At 69.7% G+C, this 20,339-nt stretch carries 27 protein-coding genes; all 27 read left to right on the top strand.

All coding sequences use genetic code 11. The features are described from left to right. Positions 1–80 precede the first annotated feature (80 nt). The 27 genes from ACGFMM_RS01440 to ACGFMM_RS01310 all read left to right on the top strand — a co-directional run bounded on the left by ACGFMM_RS01440 (position 81) and on the right by ACGFMM_RS01310 (position 20,338). On the top strand, positions 81–515 hold the full coding sequence (locus ACGFMM_RS01440) for a hypothetical protein (protein ID WP_393642036.1): 435 nt from the start codon (positions 81–83) through the stop codon (positions 513–515). Then, positions 515–1,033 carry a hypothetical protein gene (locus tag ACGFMM_RS01435; protein WP_393642782.1) on the top strand — a complete coding sequence of 173 codons (519 nt, stop codon included), beginning with the start codon at positions 515–517 and terminating at the stop codon, positions 1,031–1,033. Before ACGFMM_RS01440 ends, ACGFMM_RS01435 begins: the two co-directional genes overlap by 1 nt. A 621-nt stretch (positions 1,034–1,654) precedes the next feature. Next, a complete protein-coding gene (locus ACGFMM_RS01430; protein ID WP_393642035.1) occupies positions 1,655–1,900 on the top strand; it encodes a hypothetical protein in 246 nt (81 codons plus the stop codon). 84 nt (positions 1,901–1,984) lie between these two features. After that, a complete protein-coding gene (locus ACGFMM_RS01425) occupies positions 1,985–2,299 on the top strand; it encodes a hypothetical protein (RefSeq protein ID WP_393642033.1) in 315 nt (104 codons plus the stop codon). Positions 2,300–2,317: 18 nt separating this feature from the next. Further along, complete coding sequence (locus ACGFMM_RS01420; protein WP_393642031.1) at positions 2,318–2,593, top strand: HNH endonuclease; 276 nt, start codon at positions 2,318–2,320, stop codon at positions 2,591–2,593. Between the two features lie 2 nt (positions 2,594–2,595). Then, positions 2,596–2,994, top strand: coding sequence for a hypothetical protein (locus ACGFMM_RS01415; protein WP_393642030.1), 399 nt, complete (start codon positions 2,596–2,598; stop codon positions 2,992–2,994). 15 nt (positions 2,995–3,009) lie between these two features. Beyond that, the gene (locus ACGFMM_RS01410) at positions 3,010–3,447 is read left to right on the top strand and encodes a hypothetical protein (RefSeq protein ID WP_393642029.1); all 438 of its coding nucleotides are present in this window, start codon (positions 3,010–3,012) and stop codon (positions 3,445–3,447) included. A 287-nt stretch (positions 3,448–3,734) separates the two neighbouring features. Continuing rightward, positions 3,735–3,968 (top strand): hypothetical protein, encoded by a 234-nt coding sequence (locus tag ACGFMM_RS01405; protein ID WP_393642028.1) that lies wholly within the window; start codon positions 3,735–3,737, stop codon positions 3,966–3,968. A 145-nt stretch (positions 3,969–4,113) separates the two neighbouring features. Further along, on the top strand, positions 4,114–5,481 hold the full coding sequence (locus ACGFMM_RS01400; RefSeq protein WP_393642027.1) for a terminase: 1,368 nt from the start codon (positions 4,114–4,116) through the stop codon (positions 5,479–5,481). Further along, complete coding sequence (locus ACGFMM_RS01395; protein ID WP_393642025.1) at positions 5,463–5,663, top strand: hypothetical protein; 201 nt, start codon at positions 5,463–5,465, stop codon at positions 5,661–5,663. Before ACGFMM_RS01400 ends, ACGFMM_RS01395 begins: the two co-directional genes overlap by 19 nt. Further along, the gene (locus ACGFMM_RS01390) at positions 5,660–7,012 is read left to right on the top strand and encodes a phage portal protein (RefSeq protein ID WP_393642024.1); all 1,353 of its coding nucleotides are present in this window, start codon (positions 5,660–5,662) and stop codon (positions 7,010–7,012) included. The genes ACGFMM_RS01395 and ACGFMM_RS01390 overlap by 4 nt, the downstream gene beginning before the upstream one ends. Beyond that, positions 7,012–8,001, top strand: a complete 990-nt coding sequence (locus ACGFMM_RS01385; protein ID WP_393642023.1) for an HK97 family phage prohead protease — start codon at positions 7,012–7,014, stop codon at positions 7,999–8,001. The genes ACGFMM_RS01390 and ACGFMM_RS01385 overlap by 1 nt, the downstream gene beginning before the upstream one ends. After that, positions 8,001–9,491 carry a phage major capsid protein gene (locus ACGFMM_RS01380; RefSeq protein WP_393642022.1) on the top strand — a complete coding sequence of 497 codons (1,491 nt, stop codon included), beginning with the start codon at positions 8,001–8,003 and terminating at the stop codon, positions 9,489–9,491. Before ACGFMM_RS01385 ends, ACGFMM_RS01380 begins: the two co-directional genes overlap by 1 nt. A 44-nt stretch (positions 9,492–9,535) precedes the next feature. Continuing rightward, complete coding sequence (locus tag ACGFMM_RS01375) at positions 9,536–10,129, top strand: HNH endonuclease signature motif containing protein (RefSeq protein WP_393642020.1); 594 nt, start codon at positions 9,536–9,538, stop codon at positions 10,127–10,129. A gap of 61 nt (positions 10,130–10,190) precedes the next feature. Beyond that, positions 10,191–10,496 (top strand): hypothetical protein, encoded by a 306-nt coding sequence (locus tag ACGFMM_RS01370; RefSeq protein WP_393642018.1) that lies wholly within the window; start codon positions 10,191–10,193, stop codon positions 10,494–10,496. Positions 10,497–10,588: 92 nt separating this feature from the next. Continuing rightward, positions 10,589–10,906 (top strand): hypothetical protein, encoded by a 318-nt coding sequence (locus tag ACGFMM_RS01365; protein WP_393642016.1) that lies wholly within the window; start codon positions 10,589–10,591, stop codon positions 10,904–10,906. Positions 10,907–10,918: 12 nt separating this feature from the next. Further along, on the top strand, positions 10,919–11,479 hold the full coding sequence (locus ACGFMM_RS01360) for a head-tail connector protein (RefSeq protein ID WP_393642014.1): 561 nt from the start codon (positions 10,919–10,921) through the stop codon (positions 11,477–11,479). Continuing rightward, entirely contained in the window at positions 11,479–11,925 is a 447-nt protein-coding gene (locus tag ACGFMM_RS01355) for a hypothetical protein (RefSeq protein WP_393642013.1), read from the top strand. Before ACGFMM_RS01360 ends, ACGFMM_RS01355 begins: the two co-directional genes overlap by 1 nt. An 8-nt stretch (positions 11,926–11,933) precedes the next feature. Continuing rightward, positions 11,934–12,275, top strand: coding sequence for a hypothetical protein (locus ACGFMM_RS01350; protein ID WP_393642011.1), 342 nt, complete (start codon positions 11,934–11,936; stop codon positions 12,273–12,275). Continuing rightward, on the top strand, positions 12,272–12,481 hold the full coding sequence (locus ACGFMM_RS01345) for a hypothetical protein (RefSeq protein ID WP_393642009.1): 210 nt from the start codon (positions 12,272–12,274) through the stop codon (positions 12,479–12,481). The genes ACGFMM_RS01350 and ACGFMM_RS01345 overlap by 4 nt, the downstream gene beginning before the upstream one ends. Further along, on the top strand, positions 12,481–12,963 hold the full coding sequence (locus tag ACGFMM_RS01340) for a hypothetical protein (RefSeq protein ID WP_393642007.1): 483 nt from the start codon (positions 12,481–12,483) through the stop codon (positions 12,961–12,963). The genes ACGFMM_RS01345 and ACGFMM_RS01340 overlap by 1 nt, the downstream gene beginning before the upstream one ends. Next, positions 12,963–13,478, top strand: coding sequence for a hypothetical protein (locus tag ACGFMM_RS01335; RefSeq protein ID WP_393642005.1), 516 nt, complete (start codon positions 12,963–12,965; stop codon positions 13,476–13,478). Before ACGFMM_RS01340 ends, ACGFMM_RS01335 begins: the two co-directional genes overlap by 1 nt. A gap of 9 nt (positions 13,479–13,487) precedes the next feature. Next, positions 13,488–13,979 carry a hypothetical protein gene (locus ACGFMM_RS01330; protein ID WP_393642003.1) on the top strand — a complete coding sequence of 164 codons (492 nt, stop codon included), beginning with the start codon at positions 13,488–13,490 and terminating at the stop codon, positions 13,977–13,979. A gap of 127 nt (positions 13,980–14,106) precedes the next feature. Continuing rightward, positions 14,107–16,983, top strand: a complete 2,877-nt coding sequence (locus ACGFMM_RS01325; protein ID WP_393642001.1) for a hypothetical protein — start codon at positions 14,107–14,109, stop codon at positions 16,981–16,983. Between the two features lie 233 nt (positions 16,984–17,216). Next, the gene (locus ACGFMM_RS01320) at positions 17,217–18,452 is read left to right on the top strand and encodes a hypothetical protein (protein ID WP_393641999.1); all 1,236 of its coding nucleotides are present in this window, start codon (positions 17,217–17,219) and stop codon (positions 18,450–18,452) included. Between the two features lie 3 nt (positions 18,453–18,455). Further along, the gene (locus tag ACGFMM_RS01315; RefSeq protein ID WP_393641997.1) at positions 18,456–19,532 is read left to right on the top strand and encodes a hypothetical protein; all 1,077 of its coding nucleotides are present in this window, start codon (positions 18,456–18,458) and stop codon (positions 19,530–19,532) included. Continuing rightward, on the top strand, positions 19,532–20,338 hold the full coding sequence (locus ACGFMM_RS01310) for a hypothetical protein (RefSeq protein WP_393641996.1): 807 nt from the start codon (positions 19,532–19,534) through the stop codon (positions 20,336–20,338). Before ACGFMM_RS01315 ends, ACGFMM_RS01310 begins: the two co-directional genes overlap by 1 nt. Position 20,339 lies beyond the last annotated feature (1 nt).

Genomic DNA, 20,339 nt, shown 5'->3' with positions numbered 1-20,339 from the left:
ACCTGCAACGTCACGGGCCGTCACGCGCCCAGTCACGCCCTATATGTGAAGAACATCCACATCCTGAAGGAGAACTGATCATGGCCCTCAAGTCCGAGTACAACGCCACCCGCGGCGACCTCAAGCGCCTCGTCAAGGACGTCCGCCCCGGCGACCGGCTCTACGTCGTCCACAACATCGCCCGCAACCTGGCCCGCTACGAGGCCAACAAGCTGTACAGCGAGTACATCGTCACCAGCAAGCGCGCCATCGCCTCCGGCCAGCTCACCGTGTGCAGCGCCTCCGACCCGTCCGGGCAGGGCGTCGAGAGCGTCGGCGGCCTCCTGTCGCGAGAGCGCACCGTCTACACCCAGCTGCCCGCCGGCATCCGCGACATGGCTGGCCGCGGCCCGCAGGTCGCCACCGATCAGCAGGTCGGCAACGCCGCCACCCGCGCGATGAACCGCGCCCTCGAAGAGGACCGCGCCAGCCGCCGCCAGCCGGTCGCCGCGGGCAAGAAGAGCCGGTGGTGGTGATGACCGCCCTCGCCCGCACGATCCTCGCCCCGGCCCTCGCGCCGGCCGCCCCGCTCAGCCTCGACGAGCGACTCGCCCTCACCACCCACACGATGGACCACCGCCTCGACCAGGCCGCGGTCGCCTTCGAGGTCAACACCGCACACATCCCCAGCCAGCCTGTGGAGCTGCCGGATGTGGCACTGGTCCCGGCGCCGGCGGTCGTCCCGCTCCAGCCGCACACCACCCCGATCGCCGCCGTCCTGCAGCGCGCCCACACCCGGCTCACCACAGCCGGCTGGTGTGCCGGCCAGCGCGACGAGCAGGGGCGCATGTGCCTCGTCGCCGCGATTCGCGCCGAAGCCGGCCAGGGCTCGACCCTCGAAGGGGCCGCGTGCGCGTTCCTCCTCGACGTCATCCGCCGGGAGTTCGCCGACGCCGAGACCGTGCCCAGCTGGAACGACCGCCAGACCGGACCCGCCACCCCGCTCCGCATCCTCGGCCAAGCCGCCGACCTCGCCGCAACCCGCGGCGTCTAGGAGGCGCAGATGAGCCACACCGGCCCCAGCAAGCCGCCCAAGAAGCACCCCGGAATGGCATCCACCAAGCCCGGCGGGCTCGCCTACATGGGATCCCGCCCCAACACCGCCCCGAAGAGCAGCGAATACCCCGACACCCGACGCCGACCCCACAAGCCGACCACATCCTGATCTGAGAGGTGCCGGCCAAGTCGGAGACCTGTGCAGCCGCTGCATCGCCGCCTGTTAGCGGCAGTCGGTCAGCAGTTGAGCGCCACCTATCGGCCCTCGCCCACAGTGGCGGGGGCCTTCGGCGTAGCCCGAGCCATCCATCGGCCCGTACCCAGCGACTCCATCGGCCGCATCACCGGCACCAGACCGTAATCCCGGCACAGACGCTCCAAGGCGGCCACACACTCAGACCGGGAATCCGCCTGCACCGAGAAGACCGTAGCCATGGGCAGAGTGTCGTCTACCAGAAGCCCGCATAGAGCCCCTTCCGCACGCCACGGCGCGAATTCGCCTTCCCTGGACGTGACGATCACCTGTATGTCACACTGCCCCCAGCGGAACACACGTGTGCCCGCCGCCAATTCAAGCCCCCAGCTTCCGCCGGGGGCTTTCTGCATTCCAGGGGGCGCGATGGAAGCAGTCGAGCTCTACCCAGACGATCTCGTCTACGGCCACGAAGCCTCCGCCGCCACCGGCGTCCCGGAAACCGTCATACGGAAATGGGCCAGCCGCGGGCAGATCAACCGCTTCCAAGGCGACCCGCGCCAGTACTCCGGGCAAGGACACGAATACAGGACCATGTACGCCCTCCCCGAAGTCGAAGCCAGGGCCGCGACATACCGCCCCACACCCCAGCGCGCACGCAAGGCCGCATAGGTAACGGAACGGGCACTCCGCCCCCGCATCCAGCCCGCCAGGACCATGATGAACCCCCTCATCACGCACAGTCCTGGGGTAACCATGCGACGCACCACCCTCGCCGCTCTCATCGCAGCCGGCCTCCTCGCCCTCACCGCCTGCAGCAGCTCCGCAAGCACCGCCAGCGCGGACAAGCCCGCCACCACGGCACCCAGCCCGAGCCCGAGCAAGACGTACACATACGAGGACTGCGTAGCCCTCCTGGAGTACGACTACCAGCAAGGCAAACCGCAAGACGCGTCCAAGGACCCCGAGTGCGCGCACCTCACCAACGACCAGTACGTCAAGGCCGTCGGCGAAGTCCTCACCGCACACAAGGACGAGATCCTCGAAGACGCGGCGACGCAGGAACCGTAACTCCGGGAGGTGGCGCCCGTGGCCGGTAACCCCCGCAACGGGCGCCCCTACCGCCGCCTCGTTGACCAGCTCCGCGCCCAACGCCTGCCGTGCTGGCTGTGCGGCCACAACATCGGCTACCAACTCGACGCCCGGCACCCGCTGTCGTTCACCCTCGACCACCTCGTCCCACTGTCACGCGGCGGCAAGCTCCTCGACCCCGCCAACGCCCGCCCAGCACACCGACGGTGCAACAGCGCCAAGGGCAACCGCGCGGCCCCGCATCAGCCGGTACGGTCGTCACGGAGGTGGTAGCCATGACCGAACCGCACGTGACGCTGTTCAGCAGCAGCCTGCTCTCGAAGTGGGGCTTCAGCGACGGCGATGACCCGGGCGACTGGCTGGACTACTGCGAGGCCCGCGGCATCGACTACACCGTCCTCGGCTTCCCCCTCGTCGCTCTCGTCCGCCAGTACCTGCTGCCCCGCATCGAGCAGCCGATCACCGTGGTCGAGGTGGAGACCATCCACAACCCGATCCGCGCCGAGACGGTCAACGGGCAGGACATGACCGAGACGTGGTTCGGCCGGGCACCCGAGCCCACGCTCACGCCCGAGTATGTCGAGGTCCCCATGTCCGAGGTCCTGGGCGTTGCGCTGGCCGAGGCCGGGCTCACCAAGCCGCCACGATTCACACCGCCGCTGCCACTGAGCTGACGGGGAGGTGGTGACGTGCTCTACGTCATCACCGGCCCGCCGGCCGCGGGCAAGACGTCATGGATCCAGGCACACGCCACAGCGCGTGACATCGTCATCGACCTCGACCGCATCGCCGTCGCCCTCACCGGGCCAGGAGCACCCCAGTGGAACCAGGACGCATTGGTCCTGCGCGTCGCTCACAAGGCCAGGTTCGCGGCCATGCACGAAGCGTTCGAGCTACGCGACAAGCTCGACGTCTACCTCATCCACACCATGCCGAGCCCGAAGGCCATGGCCAAGTACAAGCGCCTCGACGCACAGATCGTGACCGTCGACCCTGGTCAGGACATCGTCATGCAACGCATCGACGCCATGCGAGACCCAGACATGCGCAGGGTCGCCACCCGCTGGTACCGGCACCGCCCCCAGGCACACAGGCAGACCATGCCGCAGGCATCACGGACCTGGTGACACACGGACACACGCCGGCGCACTCACCACAATCCGTCACGCGAACGCATTGCGAAGCGTGATCCGGATCGGTCGAACCCCCTAGGGAGGGGGGCCTTGAGGCATCGTGAGATTCGGAGAGCGGGCGACCCAAAAGCCCTTCTCGCCCGATTTTTTGCGCGGCCAAAAAAGATCTTGACCCGAGTCCAAGATCTAACCCAATTAGTGACTCTCCGTAACGTCACGCAGGGTGACGGGGGTGGATCATGGTCGAAGATCAAGTCCAAGATGAGCTTGACAAACTCGGCGTGACCACTGTCGCTCCGGGCCTCGCGGCAACCGCGCTGAAGCTCGCCCGCGCGCTCGACCAGATCGCAGACGGTGACTCTCCGACAGCACAGGCCCACGTCGCCGACAAGCTGCACGCCCTCATGATCCGCCTGCGCGGTCTCGCGCCCGTCCAGGAGAAGGGGGACAGCGTCGATGAGTTCACCCGTGAGCGTGAGCGCCGCCGCTCCGAGCTCTTCAAGCAGTCGGGCTGACGGGCCGCTCTACGGCGCACAGAGACCGCGGATCGAGACCGTCCCCCCGGGCACCGTCTCCACGGCAGGCCAGGAGGCCATCAACCTAGCGGCACGGGCCGGGCTGAAGCTCGACCCATGGCAGCAGTACGTCCTCAACGTAGCCATGTCCGAGAACAGCGTCGGGGACTGGATCGCGCCGGACGTCGCCGTCAACCTTCCGAGGCAGAACGGCAAAGGCGCGATCATCGAAGCGAGGGTGCTGTGGGGCCTGTTCCTCGGCGGCGAGCAGGAGATCCTGCTGTCGGCCCACGAGTTCAAGACCGCCATGAACGCTCAGAAGCGGATCGAGTCCCTGGTCCGCGGATGCCCCGACCTGCACAAACGCGTCAAGGCGTACCACAAAACTGTGGGCCGCGAAGGCATCGAGCTGCACGACGGCCGCCACCTGCGGTACATCGCCCGCTCCCGCGGCTCCGGTCGCGGCTTCACGGCGAGCTGCGTGATCTTCGACGAGTGCATGATCCTCGGCGACGACGCCATGGCCGCGCTCGCCCCGACCACAGACGCTGTTGAGAACGCGCAGCTGTGGTACCTCGGATCGGCTGGCCTGGGTGAGCCGTCCGTACAACTCGGCCGGCTGCGGCGCCGGGCGCTGGCGGCCGCGGAAACGGGCGTGCCGGATCCGACGCTGGCGTACTTCGAGTGGTCGATCGACCCGCACGTCGACGAGTGCGTGCAGGGCTGCGACAAGCACGACGACGTGGCGTCGGTCGAGTCGCTGCTGAGGGCGAACCCGGCGGTCGGGTATCGGCTGCAGGTCGAGAAGTCGCTGAACCGGCGGCTGACGCTCGGGGACACCCTGTACGCCCGTGAGCGGCTCGGTGTGGGCGAGTACCCGTCGGACTCTGCCGAGACGTGGCAGGTCATCGGTGAGGACGCCTGGCGGGCGCTGGCGGACCGGGACTCGACGACGGAGGGCCCGATTGCGTTCGCGGTCGATGCGACGCCGGAGCGGTCGCATGCGGCTATCGCCGTGGCGGGCCCGTGGCGGGGCGGCACGCACGTCGAGGTCATCGAGCACCGGCCCGGCATGGGTTGGGTCGTCGAGCGAGCCAAGGAGCTGCACAGGAAGTGGCGGCCGCGGTGCTGGGTCGTCGACGGCGGCGGGCCGGCCGGGTCGCTGATTCCGGACCTGCAGGACGCCCTGTCGGCGGTCGAGCAGGAGCTCACCGGGAACCCTGAGGCGCGGGTCGAGGTCGTGCAGCCGAAGACGCGGGAGATCGCGCAGGCCACCGGCCAGTTCTACGACGCGGTCGCGGACCAGTCCCTCAGCCACCTCGACCCGCCGTCTCTCGCGGTGGCTCTGGCGGGCGCGCAGAAGCGCCCGTTGGGCGAGGCGTGGGCGTGGGCCCGGCGAGGCGTCAGCGTCGATATCAGCCCGCTGGTGGCGGCGACGTTGGCGAAGTGGGGCCTGGGGGCCGAGATCGAGGAGCCGGAGGAGGAGGTCGAGCCATGGGGCGAGTTCGTGTGAGCCGTGCGACGCGGGCCCGTGTCGGCGTCCTCGTCGGCGGCTGGACGGCTGCGGCAGGTGTGGGCCTGGCTGCGGGCCTGGCGTTCGGTCTGGTGGCCGCGGGCGTCGTGCTGGCGGTCTGGTGCCTGTTCCTGGCCGATGTGGACCCTGCTGAGGGCGGCAGGACGGAGGGACGCTGGTGACGAGCCTGTGGCGGGCCTCCCGCCGGCGTCCCTCCGAGGGGCAGCGGGACATCACGACGATCGACGACTACGCCGCGGCATTGCAGCAGTCGCTGGGCTACAGCGGCTGGTCGCCGCTGGGGATGACGCAGACGCAGCCGGGGCAGGCCGCGGAGAAGGCTCCGGGCGATCTGCCGGGGTACGCGATGCTGTTCGCGACGAATCCGGTGGTGTGGTCGTGCATGGTGGCTCGGCAGTCGGTGTTTTCGGCGACGCGGTTCCAGTGGCAGCGGATCAACCGGGGCCGGCCGTCGGAGATGTTCGGGACGGCGGATCTGCGGCTGCTGGAGGAGCCGTGGGTGGGCGGTACGACGCAGGATCTCCTCGCGCGCCTCATTCAGGACGCTGACCTTGCGGGCAACAGCTACTGGACACGGGTCGAGGGCGAGCTGGTGCGGCTGCGTCCGGACTGGGTGCAGATCGTGCTGGAACGCCGCATGCTGCGCGGGGGGACGCTCGGGTGGAAGAAGCTGGGCTATCTGTTCCAGGAGCCGGGGCAGGAGCCGGTGCCGCTGCTGGCGGACGAGGTGGCGCACTTCGCGCCGACGCCGGATCCGCTGGCGACGTACCGGGGCATGTCGTGGCTGACGCCGGTCATCCGGGAGTCGTCGAACGACAACCTGATGTCGAGGCACAAGAAGACGTTCTTCGAGAACGCGGCGACACCCAACCTCGTGGTCAGCTTGAGCCGTGAGGTGACACCGGAGGCGTTCGCGAAGTTCAAGGCGAAGATGGACGCCTCCCACCGGGGCGTCGAGAACGCCTACAAGACCCTGTACCTGGGCGGCGGCGCGGATGTGACCGTCGTCGGCAAGGACTTCCAGCAGCTCGATTTCAGCTCGGTGCAGGGTGCCGGTGAGACCCGGATCGCGGCGGCGGCCGGCGTGCCGCCGATCATCGTCGGTCTGTCCGAGGGGCTGAAGGCTGCGACGTACTCCAACTACGGCCAGGCGCGGCGCCGGTTCGCGGACGGGACGATCCACCCGCTGTGGCAGAACGCAGCGGGCAGCTTTTCGCGGCTCGTCGCGCCGCCGGGCGGCGGGAACGGTCAGGTGCGGCTCTGGTACGACGCCCGCGACGTGCCGTTCCTGCGCGAGGACCGCAAGGACGCGGCCGAGATCCAGGGCATCCAGGCCCGCACGATCCGCACGCTCGTGGACGCCGGCTATCTGCCGGACACCGTCATCGCAGCGGTCGAGGCCGAGGACCCCACCCTGTTGCGGCATTCCGGCCTCTTCTCGGTCCAGCTCCAGGAACCGGGCGGTAACGGGCCGCCTGCCGAGCCCACACCACCTGAGGAGGGGACCTGATGGGCACCCAGCATCCCGCGGCGCGCGACCTGGAAAGGTCCGCGCCGTTCTCATTCCAGCGAGCCGACGACGAGGGCGAGGGAGACGGACGTAGCCTCACCGGCTACGCCGCCGTCTTCGGCCAGGACACCGAGATCGACTCCTGGGAGGGCCGGTTCACGGAGACGATCCGCAAGGGTGCCTTCCGCAAGACGATCCGCGAGTCCACGCCGGTCATGCAGTTCGACCACGGCCGGCACCCGCTCATCGGGTCGCTTCCGATCGGCTCCATCGTCGACCTCCGCGAGGACGACCAGGGCCTGTACGTCGAGGGCCGGATCACCGACAACTGGCTGATGCAGCCCGTCCGGGACGCCATTGCCGAAGGCTCCGTGAACGGCATGAGCTTCCGGTTCGAGGTCGTCCGCGAAGAGTGGCGCGACGCCGCCGGCAAGCTGGTGAAGCCCGAGGAGGTTCTCGACCTACTGTGGATGCCGGGCGACCGTGGACCGCTCCGGCGAGAGCTCATCGAACTGAAGTGCCGCGAGCTCGGCCCTGTGGTCTTCCCCGCCTACGCCGGCACCGCGGTCAGTGTCCGCAGCGCAGGACTCGCCACGGAGCTGGTCCGCAGCGACGACATGGCCCGCCAGATCCGGCAGTCCCTCGCCAGGGATGCCGCGGTCCCGCACGTTCCTGACGACCCGGAACTGCGGCGCGAGGTCGCGACCGCACTCCTCTTCCCGACCGTGATGAGCGGCCCCGCTTCGCCGCGGGCCGTCACCGAGGCCGCGCCGCCCGCCGATGGGCACCCGGCCACCGAGACCACCCCTCATGGCGCGCCGCTCGAACGCGAGCACCCGCCAGCCTCCAGCACCACCGACGCGCCGCCCGCCGATGGGCACCCGTCGCCATCCCCGCGCACAGCCGCCCTCCGGAACGAGATCCGCGAGATCACCGGCCTCATGGGCGAGCGCCTGGCGCTCATCGACGAAAAGAAGGAGCAGAGCTGATGGAGCTCTCGCACCAGCAGGCCGTCATCCGCCTGCAGGACATCAAGGCCGAGCTCGAGCGGCTCGGCGACAAGGAAGACCTGACCGCCGAGGACGAGACATCGTTCGACGAGCTCACCCGTGAGTTCGCCGAGGTCGACGCTCACCGGCGCCAGCTCGAGCGCAAGTCCGCGCTCGAGCGGGTCCGCTCGGCGACCGCGTCCACCGAGCGCCGTCCCGCGGCCACTTCGGTTCGCGCGATCGGCGGCACTGCCGTGGGCAGCGATGGCTACGACGCCGACCCGATCCTCAACCCCGACAGCGTCGAGGACTGCCGGTTCCGCAACCCGTGGGACCTGTCCGAGGTGCGTACCTTCGGCCAGTCGAAGGGGCAGGTCGCCCGCGAGATGCGCGCCCGCGCCCTGTCGGCCATCACGAAGATGGGCGGCGCCAGCGACCGGGTCCGCGCGGCCGCGACCGACATCATCGAGAAGTGGGACGACGGCGACGGCCGGATCGCCCGCCACTGCCTGGCCACCTCCAGCCCCGAGTACCTCCGGGCCTGGTCGAAGGTCGCGGCCGGCAAGGGCCACATGATCACCCCGGACGAGCAGCGGGCCCTCGAGCGCGCCATGTCGCTCACCGACTCGGCCGGCGGCTACCTGGTGCCGTTCCAGCTCGACCCGACGGTCATCATCACTGCCAACGGCAGCCGCAACCAGATCCGTCAGGTCGCCCGCCAGGTCGTCGCCACCGGCGACGTCTGGAACGGCGTCTCCTCCGGCGCCGTGTCCTGGAGCTGGGACGCGGAGGGAGCCCAGGTTTCCGACGACGCCACCACGTTCGCCCAGCCGACCGTCCCGGTCCACAAGGCGGCCGGCTTCGTCCCGATCTCCATCGAGGCGCTGGAGGACGAGGCCAACGTCACCCAGGAGGTCGCCCGCCTGCTCGCCTTCGGCCGGGACACCCTCGAGGCCGCCGCGTTCACCACGGGCTCCGGCTCGAACCAGCCGACCGGCATCGTCACCGCCCTCGCCGGCGGCGCGTCCGAGGTCGCCCCGACCACCGCGGAGACGTTCGCCGCAGCGGACATCTACAAGCTCGACAACGCCCTCCCGGCCCGCTACCGGGCCGGCGCGTCGTGGCTGGCGAACCGGGCCATCTACAACCTGATCCGCCAGTTCGACACCGGCGGTGGCGCCCAGATGTGGGAGCGCATCGGCGCCGACGTCCCGCCCGAGCTCCTGGGCCGTCCGGCCCTCGAGGCGGAGGACATGGACGGCACGTTCGACCCTGCGGCCACGGCGAACAACTACCTGGCCGTGTACGGCGACTTCTCCAACTACGTCATCGCCGACCGTGTCGGAATGACGGTGGAGTTCATCCCGCACCTGGTCGGCGCCAACCAGCGGCCCACCGGGCAGCGCGGGTGGTACGCCTACTACCGCGTCGGGGCCGATTCCGTCTCGGATGGCGCGTTCAGGCTCTTGAACGTCGCGACTGCTGCCTAGTCGATTCGGCAATGCCCATGCCTTCAGTTAGCTAAACTGAAGGCATGGGACGCAAGGGCAACGAGCCGTGTTCGATTGATGGTTGCGAGAAGAGCGAGCTGGCGCGCCGCATGTGCGCCATGCACTACACACGTTGGCGAAAGACCGGAGCTGCGGGCGAGTCAGGCCACCGACGGGCCCCCAATGGGACGAACACCATCTGCTCTGTGGAAGGCTGCGAGACAGCCGCTCATGCTCGCACCTACTGCCCCGCCCACTTGGGACGATGGCGTCTCTACGGAGATCCGTTGGGCTCAGCGCCTCCCCGTCCGCAAAGGTCCTTGGAGGAACTCCGGGCTCGTCTCCTTTGTGGCGACTTCAGCGGTGGGACAACTGACCCGCGTGGCTACCGCTATCACACTCTGAGAAAGGGCGAGCGGTACGCCGAGCATCGCCTCGTCGTAGAGGCCTACCTTGGTCGCGAGTTGTTCGCTGACGAGAACGTTCACCACAAGAACGGCGACAGGTCGGACAACCGGATCGAGAACCTGGAGCTCTGGTCCAAGTCGCAGCCTTCGGGGCAGCGAGTCACGGACAAGGTGGCATGGGCACGGCAGATCCTTGCGCGCTACGCGGATCTGCCGCCTGAAGTGATGTAGCGAACGAACGCCAGAAGGGCCAGAGGTCATCCTCTGGCCCTTCGTGCTGAGAGAAGGAGATATGGCTATCAAGCGATGCAAGGCGTCGTTCGCGGTTGTCGTGAACGGCGCGCCCCGGGTCGTCACCGCCGGCCAGCTGGTGGATGAGAACGACCCGATCGTTAGGGGCCGCGAGGTGAACTTCGAGGATGTCGAGACCTACGTGTCGGAACGCAAGGCCCGGGTGGAGCAGGCGACTGCCGAGCCGGGTGAGAGGCGTTCTGTGGGCCGGCCGGCCGCCAAGAAGAGTGCGGCCTCGCCCAAGAAGGCGGCTGTCCAGCCCGACGGGAAGTCTGCGGGCGTGAGTGATGCGGGAGGCACCCAGTGAGGCCGAGCCTGTACAGCGTCGCCCTTGCCAAGTCGAGCATCCTGCCGGCTGGTCCTCGGGCGACCGCCACCACCGGGTCGACGGTGGACCGCATGACGGACGAGGGCGGGTTTCGCTCCGCGCTCGTCGTGATCCACGCCGGAGCGGTGACTGACGGGACGCACACGGTGGAGGTTCAGGACTCGCCGAACGGGTCGGACTGGACTGCCGTCGCTGATCAGTACCTGCAGGGGTCCGAGCCGGCGATCACCTCGTCCAACGACGATCGGATCCACGAGATCGGCTACACGGGCCACCAGCGGTATCTGCGGGTCGTCATCACGCCGTCTGGGTCCCCGGCCACGGGCGGAATCTACGGTGCGACGGTCCTTCTGGGCTGGCCGCGCAAGATGCCGCCGTCGCGCGCCTGATCGGAGGCCGCCGTGGCGCTGCTGACGCTCGCTGAGGCGAAGGCTCAGCTGAACATCACCTCCAGCGGTAGCGACGTTGAGTTGGAGGCGTACATCAACGGCGTCACGACGGCAATCGAGGCGCATGTCGGGCCCGTGGAGGCTCGGGGGGTCGTCGAGCAGCACGAGACACCCAGCGCTGGCGCGCGGGTCCTCGTGCTGCACCAGACGCCCGTGCTCTCACTGACCAGCGTGACGCCCGTGCTCACTGCGGGTGCCGGGTATGAGGTTGCGAGCCTCGTCCTGGATCCGGCTACCGGAGCGGTGCGCCGCCTAGACGGTGGCCGTCTGCACGGGCCGCTGAGCGTCTCGTACCAGGCCGGCCGGTCCGAGGTCCCGCCGACGATCAACCTGGCCGCGCGGCTGATGCTGCAGCACCTGTGGCGGACGCAGCGTGGTACGGCGCGCGGCCCGGTGATTGCGGGCGGCGACGACTACGACGTCAACGAACCCGTTGCCGGGTGGGGGTACGCGATTCCGAACCGTGTGCTGGAACTCCTGGCGTCCTACAAGCTTCCTCCGGTGGTGGGCTGATGTCCCGTGTACCCGAATTGATCGACGCCCTGGTGGCCCGGCTGCGGACCGGGGAGGGCCTCTCGGGCGTCGGTGTCACCGACGGCCCCGAGATCACGCAGGAGGACTTGGACGACTGGGTCCTCGTCGGCTATGACGGCGACCCTGGCGGTGGGTTCCTGGCGGCGGCCGCAGAGGAGGAGTGGGCGGGGCTGGGCGTCTCTCGCGAGGAGACGATCCAGCTTCCCATCACGTTGCTCGCACGCCGCGGCGACACCGACGTCCGCGCCGCTCGCGTGCGGGTGTACGAACTCGGCGACGTGGTCAGGACGATCCTGCGCGCCGACCCGACCATCGGCCTGCCCGGCGTGCAAAGCGCTGTCGGTTCGACGGGCCTGTTCCAGACGCAGACCGACCAGGGGATCCAGACCCGTCTGGTGCTCACCCTCGCCTGCCGGACCATCTAAGGAGAGACATGGCCGCGCTCACTACGAACGTGGTCCCGCTGACGGGGCTGCGTTTCGACAACCTGCTCACCGCTGCTGCCGGCGGCGGTGACGACTGTGCGACGGGCGCCGGTGTGCTGCTCGTCGTCAGCAACGGGGACGCCAGCCCGCACACGGTGACCCTGGCGACGCCGGAGACCGTCGACGGCGACCTCGCTGTGGCGGACCGGGCCGTGGTCGTGGCGGCCGGAGCCGAGGCGGTGATCCCGGTCACCAGCCGGTACCGCAACCCGTCGACCGGCCGCTGCGCCATCACCTACGACGGCGTCACTTCCGTGACGGTCGCCGTGGTCCGGGTGGCGACGTCATGACGACCGTGCGCATGCGGCACCCCGACCTGCCCGACGCGCAGGAGATCCACGTCGACACGGCGGCCGTCCCGATCCACCGCTCCGCCGGGTGGGTCGCTGTGGAGGACGCTCCCGCCCCTTCCCCTGTGCTGCCGGCGCCCGCCGACGACACGTCCGATCTGCCCGCCCGCAAGCGCCGGCGTGCCGTCTCTGAGGAGAGTGACTGATGCCCGCAACTCCGATCGCCTCGTCGGTGCGCTACTACCGCCGTGGCCTGACCTGCGTGTCGTGGGTGCCGTCGATCACGAACAAGGCCGCTCCGACCCGGTCCGAGCTGAACGCCGGCACGGAGCTCAGCGTCGAGGTGGGTGCGGTCGAGGGCTGGCAGATCGTGTCGGCCGTCGTCGAGACTCCGACGCTCGGCTCCAAGTTCAACGCGAAGATCGACGGTGCGATCAGTGCTGACGACTCCTCGCTGACGCTGTACGCGTCGCAGACCGGCACCGACATCCGCGACCTCCTCGCCCGCGGCACCAACGGCTACATCGTGTGGATGGACGAGGGCGACACCGCCGGCCGGAAGATGGACGTCTTCCCCGTGCGGGTCCTGTCGCAGGCGAAGCTCCGCGAGATGGAGGAGGCCGCTCAGGTGCAGGTCCAGTTCGCTGTCACGAGCGAGCCGGCCGAGAACGTCACCATCCCCGCCTGATGGCTGGCAGTGTCCGGATCACCGGCACGGGGCAGCTGATCGAGCTGTCCCGCCGGCTGAGGGCTGCTGGTGGCCCCAGGCTGAAGGCGAACTTCGCGCGCCGGATCCGGCGTGCTGGTGAGCCGCTGCACCGTGACATGCAGCAGACGATCCGGGCGCTGCCGATCCGCTCGGAGCCTCGCAAGTCGGGCAGCCGTGGCGGGCGGACGTCGACGTCTCGTCCGCTGCGGGCGACGATCGCGGATGCGGTCCGCCTGTCGGTGCGTACCGGCGGCAACCCGGGCGCCCGGATCTGGGTGGACCGCTCCTCGCTGCCGTCGGATCTGCGGAACATGCCGTGGGTCATGAACTCGGCGAACGGCCGGATCAGGCATCCGGTGTTCGGGAACAAGCGCCGCTGGGTGAACCAATGGACTACGCCCTTGTGGTGGAACAAGACCGTCGACAAGCACACTCCGCGGATGCGGGCTGAGGTCGAGCGGGTCATCAACGATGTGCGCAACTCCCTGACCTAGGAGCCCCGTTTGATCATCATCTATGTGCCGAAGGACGGGGAGCCGGAGCACTTCGACGCGCGGACTCTGCGGGTGTCGGAGGCGTCGATCGTCCAGCGGCTCCTGTCCCGGAAGTGGGGCGAGGTCGAGGCCGGGATCCGCGAGGAAGACCTCGAGGATCTCCGCGCGGTGGCCTGGGTCATCAAGAAGCGCGTCGCGCCGAGCCTGCGGTACGACGACTTCGACCCCGGCATCGACGAGCTGGGGATGCGCCTTGACCCGGACGAGGTCGTCGCCTACGTCCGGCAGGCGATCGCGTTCACCACGGCCAACAACCCGGACGCCACTCCCGCGCAGATCCGCGAGGCGCTGACGGAACTGCCGAACCTCGCATTCGACCCCGAGCACGCGCGACGCACCGTTGAAGAACTCGCCGCGAACCCAAAAGACCAGGCGGCCCCGGAGACGACGAGCCTGCCCAGCGGGACCCCGACATCGTCGCCCGACGCTTCAGCTACCTAGGGCTGTTCGCCCACCTGCTCCACATCACCCCCACTCAGGTCGACGCGCTGACAGTCGAGGACTTCGACGTCCTCACCGACTGGCTCGACTACCACATCGCCAACACCACAGCAGCAGGGGGTGAATGATGGCCGAGCGGCTCACTTTCGTCCTCGACGGCCGCGACGACCTGTCCCGCGTCCTCGGCCACGCCGGAGACTCCGCTACCCGCCTGCGCAGCACGATGCAGGACGCGACCGACGGCTCGAACAGGGCGATCCTCACCCTGACCCGCGACGCCGACGGCCGGCTCCGCGACCTCGAGGGACGGTTCGTCAACGCGGCGGACGCCGCCCGCCTGATGGCCACGCGTACCGGTGACGCGGCGCGGCCAATGGCGGACTGGGCGAACGTCGCGGACCGGTCGCGGAAGGTCGGCGAGCAGCTGCGCGCCATGCTGATCTCACTCGCGCCGGCGGCGATCCCTGCCGCGGCGGCGATGGCGCCGCTCGTGGCCGCCACGGCGGCGGCCGGTGTCGCGGTCGGCGTGTACGCGGCTGCGCTGGGTCCGCAGATCGCGGCGCTGAGCGAGGCCGCGCAGGCGGAGAAGAAGTACACCGATGCGGTCGCCGAGAACGGCAAGCAGTCGGAGGAGGCCGTTCAGGCGCAGGTTGCCTACGCCAAGGCGGTGGCGAAGCTTCCGCCCGCGACTCGCGAGGCCGCGGCCGCGCTGTCGGTGTTCAAGGACGAGTACAAGGACTGGTCGGACTCCCTCGCGGAGGACACGACCGGGCCGGTCATCAAGGGCCTGGGCGCGGTCGGTGGCCTGCTGCCGAAGTTGTCCCCGCTGGTGCGCGGCACGTCGACCGAGCTTGAGCGGATGATGACGCTGCTGGCCGGCGGGATTCAGTCGCCCGGCCTCGATCGGGTGATCAAGCAGTTCACCGCGTTCTCGACCGGTGTGCTTCGCGAGGTGAACAACGACATCGTCCGCCTCGCTCGCACGCTCGACACAGGGGAGATCGGCGCCGGGTTCGCCGACTTCATGAACTACGCCCGCGCGAACGGGCCGGTCGTCGGGGAGACGCTGCGGAACATCGGCGAGGCGCTGGCCAACGTGCTGCGCGCCGGGTCGGACGTCGGCGTCGGCATGCTGCAGGTCGTCAACGTCCTGAGCGAGCTGGTCGCCGCCGTCCCGGCCGGGGCGTTGACGACCCTGTTCCAGCTGGCGATCGCGTTGAAGCTGGCGAAGCTGGCTGCAGTCGGGCTGGGCGCGGGCCGTGCGGCGGTGGCCGCGTTCGGCGCGCAGATTCTCACCATGCGGGCCGCGGCGGCCGGCGCATCGGGAGGGCTCGCCGGGCTGGGTGCGGCGTTCACGTCGCTGTCGCGTACCGCCCGGGTGGCGCTCATTGGTTCCGGTATCGGGCTGCTGGTCATCGCTCTGTCCGAGCTGATGTCCATCGGGCAGGCCGCGCCGGCGGACATGGACAAGATGTCGTCATCGCTGGCCCAGTTCGGGCGGACGGGGCAGCTGTCCGGCGAGGCCGCCCGGATTCTGAGCTCCGACTTCAAGGAGTTCGACGAGGCGCTGCGCGGCATGGCCCGTCCGGACTCGCTGAACCAGATCCAGCAGTCCATCACCCAGTTCGTGGGGCAGGACTCCACACCGGTCAAGCGGTGGAAGGGCGTCCTCGAAGGCGTCGACGAGGCGCTCGCGAGCATGGTCAAGTCCGGCAACGCGCAGCTTGCGGCTGCGGCTTTCGACCAGCTCGCCAAGCGGGCCGAGTCGCAGGGCCTGACCACGGAGGAACTGCGCACGCAGCTGGACGGGTACAAGCAGTCGTTGGCTGATGTGGCATTCGAGCAGCAGCTCGTCGCCGAGTCGCAGGGCTTGTTCGGGCAGCAGGCGCTGGCGACCAGCCAGAAGCTGAACGCGCAGAAGGCGAGTGCCGACGGGCTGCGGCAGTCACTGCAAGCGCTGAACGACGTTCAGCGTCAGGGCATCGGCGGGATGATCGGGTTCGAGGCGGCGATCGACGCGACGGCGAAGGCCGCCCGCGAGAACGCCGGTGCGTTGACCATGTCCGGCGGCCAGCTGAACCTGAACTCGGAGAAGGCGCGGAACGCTGCGACGGCGCTGAACGATCTGGCGGCGAAGACCGATGAGGCGACCGCGTCCGCGCGGGAGTCTGGCGCGTCGTGGTCGACGGTGAACGGGATCTACGCCCGCGGCCGCGAGCAACTGCTCGCCTCGGCGCAGGCGATGGGCCTGACGAAGGAGCAGGCCAGGCAGCTGGCGGACCAGATCCTGCAGACCCCGGACAAGACCGCCCGCCTCAAGGGCAACATGGACGACCTGGAGGCCAAGCTCGCGGCCGCCAAGCGGAAGCTGGCTGCGGTACCGGACGCGCGCAAGGCGCAGGTCCGGGCGGAGATCTACCAGCTGGAGCAGGCGCTGGCGAAGGCCCGCAGCCAGCTGGACGCCATTGACGGCAAGAAGGCCCACACCTACGTCATCACGCACTTGCAGGCCCGCAAGGAGGGCGTGCACGGTACGCAGCTGGGCGGGGCGGCACGCGGGGGACTCGTCCCTGGCTACGCGGGCGGCGGCCCGTTGCAGGCGTTCCCGCAGGGAGGGTTCATTACCGGCCCGGGTAGCACCATGTCGGACAGCATCGTCGCCCTAATGGGCAGCGGCGCCCGGGCTCGTGTCTCGAACCGCGAATACGTGGTGCGGGCGGCCGCGGTCCAGCGGTACGGCGTGGCCATGTTCGACGCGCTGAACGCGATGCGTCTGCCGGTCCCACTGCCGTCCCGGACTCAGGCGATGGCCGCCCCCACTGCGGGCCGCATGGTCCCAGTCGCAGGGCAGCCTGGGGTAGAGGCCGGCGGCGGTCGGTTCGAGGGTGACCTGTATCTCGACAGCGGTGAGTTCCTTGGTGCGGTGCGGGGTGTGGTGCGTCCGATGCTGCGTGATTCCGAGCAGCGGCAGGCACGGCGTGCGAAGACGGGGAGGGCCCTGTGACGATCTCCTACGTGGGCATCGGGGCCCTGTCCTCGCACGCCGACACGATCAGCCCGGCGTTCCCGGCCGGTGCGACGGCCGACCGGCTCGCAGTTCTGACGGTGGTGTCCGGGCACCCGGACGAGTCGATCCCCACGGTCCCCGCTGGCTGGTCGCGGGCGGGCACGCTGTCGGGCGGCGGCGGGTCGTTCGGGTCGGGGACGGGTCCGCGGCGGATCACGCACTTTGCCCGGGTGCTCGACGGTACGGAGTCGGCTCCGACCACCCTGATCCCGTCGGGTGGTACGGGCTCGCACATCGCCGGCCGGATCGTCGTGCTGTCTCGGTCGGCCGGTACGGGGTGGCGCTGGGCCATGTCGGCCGGGGAGGACACGAGCGCGGACACGTCGTTCTCTGCGGCCGGGGCTGCTGCTCTGCCGTGGGCTGCGGGCGACTTCGTCATCCTCGGCTACGGTCTGCGGTCGAGCACCCCGACGATGTCGGCGGAGGGCATCGCCGCGAGCGGGATCACGTTCGGCACGGTGACCGAGCGGGCTGACGATGCCGTGGCTACGGGTCACACGGCGCGTCTCGGTATCGCCACGGGGTCGGTGTCCTCCGGCTCTGGCACGCAGGCTCCGACGCTCACGGCAACTCTTTCCGCGTCGCACACTGGTGTGGGCGGTGTGCTGCGGATCCGTGAGGCGTCGGCAGAGATCGACGTGGCTGCGCAGTCGGTGTTCCCGCCGCGGAACCTTGTCTCGCTGACGGGAATGGCGGCTGAGGACATCGTGTCGGCGACGATCGAGCGGGACGTCGACACCGACCGAACCGCGGTGCGGGCGGCGTCTGGTGTGGACGTGACCGGCGAGGACGTGCTGCTGCGTGTCGACGGCGAGCAGCCGTTCGGGGTGGCGGTCACCTACGTGGCAACGCTGACCGACAGCACTGGCGGGCAGTGGGAGCTCGTCTCCGACGCGATCACGTCGACGGTCACGGCGGACGTCATCTCCGATGCGGTGCGCGGGATCGGCGCCGCGGTCACCATCCAGGCGTGGCCGTCGAAGCGGCGGACGCGCGAGGCGACCGTGTTCAACGTCGGCGGGCGGCTCGTGTCGGTGGGCAAGCCGCGGTCGGGTGCGCAGGCGCAGGTGACGGTGCGGACGGAGACGGACGAGGACGGCGAGGCGCTGCAGGCGGTTCTCGACGCGGCGACGTCCGGTGTGGTCCTGATCCGGAAGCAGTCGACGCTGTCGGGTGTCGACGGGTACCTCGCGGTGGTCGCCGACGACGAGGAGCGCATGTGGCACAACGAGGTCCGGTTCTGGCAGCTGGAGACCGTCGAGGCCGAAGCCTGGCCGGACGTGCTCGAGGCCGCTGGCTACACCCTCGCCGACGTCGCCGACAACTTCGAGACGCTGCAGGACCTCGCCGATGCGTTCACGCCCGGCACGCTCCTCGACATCGCACTCTTCGATTTTGGAGCGTGACCGATGCTGGACATGTCCGACGAGGCGCTCGCCGTCGTCCAGGGCGACACCACCATGCGGATCCGCGCGGAGGCCTGGCTCGGCGGCGAGCTCCTCACGGCAGACATTCCCGTCTCGGACGGTGGCGAGGAGCGAGACCGGTCCCTTGCCGTGCCGGAGAGCGTCAGCCTGACCGTGCCGCGCGAGGACCGCGGTACGTCATGGGAACCGGTCACGCCGGACCATCCACTGGCGGCCTACGGCCAGCTGCTCCGTATCGACTACGGCGTCGACGTCGGCCAGCACACCGAGTGGATCAACCGCGGCTGGTTCCTCATCACCGACTCTGACACCAACGGAGAGACCGTCACCGTGAAGGCCGACGGGCTGCTCAAGCTCATCGACGAGGCGAAGCTGGCGGCCCCCTTCCAGCCGGCGGCCGGGGACACGCTTGCGTCGGTGGCACAGGAACTCGTCGAGCCTGCGCTGACGGTGGTGGTGTCGTCGCTCGCCGACCGGGCGGTGCCACAGGGCATGCAGTGGGACACCGACCGCATGGGCGCACTCCGCGAAGTCCTCAACTCCTGGCCCGCGGACGCACGGGTGACGGAGGACGGCTACCTGTCGATCGAGCCGTTGACGGATTCCGACACTGCGGTGCTGGAGTTGACGGACGGTGTCGGCGGCACAGTGATCCGCTGGCAGGGTGCGACGACGCGGGACGGCGCGTTCAACGTCGTCGTCGCTCAGGGCGAGGACAGCTCGGGCGCGCAGGTGCAGGGCGTCGCGTATGACCGCGACGGGGCGTCGCCGTACCGGATCGGCGGCCCCTACTCGCCGCTGCCGGTGCCGTACTTCTACCACTCGCCGCTGCTGGGCACGGTGGCAGCGTGCCGGGCCGCGGCTGAGTCGACTCTGCTGCGGCTGCGCAGGACCGCGTTCCGGAAGCTGAACGTGACGATGGTTCCCCACCCGGGCCTGGTCCCCGGTGACGTGATCAGCGTGACCGGCGCCGGGCTGACGGGGGCGCTGGCGGTGGTCGAGCGGTTGTCGCTGCCGTACTCGCCTGGCGAGATGACCATGACGGTGAGGGTCCTCTGATGCCCGACTTCGCTGACACCAAGGTCTCCCTCGCGGGACAGGGAGCGCTGGTGGGGAAGGCGATCACGGCCCCGTCCGGCGGTGCATTCCTCGCGCGGGTCGCGGGCATCGACGTCACGACGCGGGTCATGAACGGCGTGTCCATCTCCGTCGGGAACATGGTCCTGATGGCCCGCATGGGCAGCGTGTACTGGGCGATCGGCACGACGCCGGCCGCGCCAGTCGTGGCGCCGACGCCGCCAGATCCTGGTGGCGACGACGACGTCAGTGGCGACCCGGCCCCCGCGCCGAAGCCGACCGTCACGACGGGGACACTGCTGTGTGCGCCGGTGGCTACGGCCACGTACCGCTCCGGCTGGCGCTCCGACGGCGACCCGCTCAACAGCTTCGACACCTACCAGGGCCGCTACTCCGGTAGCAACTTCGGCCGGATGACGGGGTGTGCGTTCTACGGCACCAAGCCACGCAGCCTCGCCGGGGCGACCGTCACCCGGGCCACGGTGAAGCTCCGGCGGCTGTCCAGCGGCGACTTCGCCGCCCGCACCGCGACCCTCCGCCTCGTCACACAGGCGACCCGCCCGGCGGGCGCGCCCACCCTCAACGAGACCACCAGCGGCCCGAGTCTCGCGGTCGGCGCGACGACGACCGGGTTCGTCATCCCGAACAGCTGGGCGCAGGCGATGGTCGACGGCACCCGCGGCGGGCTCGCCATCCACGTCGACTCCGACACCCCGTACATCCGGCTCGCGGGCCGGGGCAGCTGGTCGGCCGCGTGGGCGCTGACCATCTCCTGGCGCCGAGGATAAG

The organism is Streptomyces sp. NPDC048604 (assembly GCF_043199435.1).
GTDB lineage: Bacteria > Actinomycetota > Actinomycetes > Streptomycetales > Streptomycetaceae > Streptomyces.
Note: the sequence above shows the minus strand (reverse complement) of the source record. Positions and strands in the feature narration are given on the sequence as shown.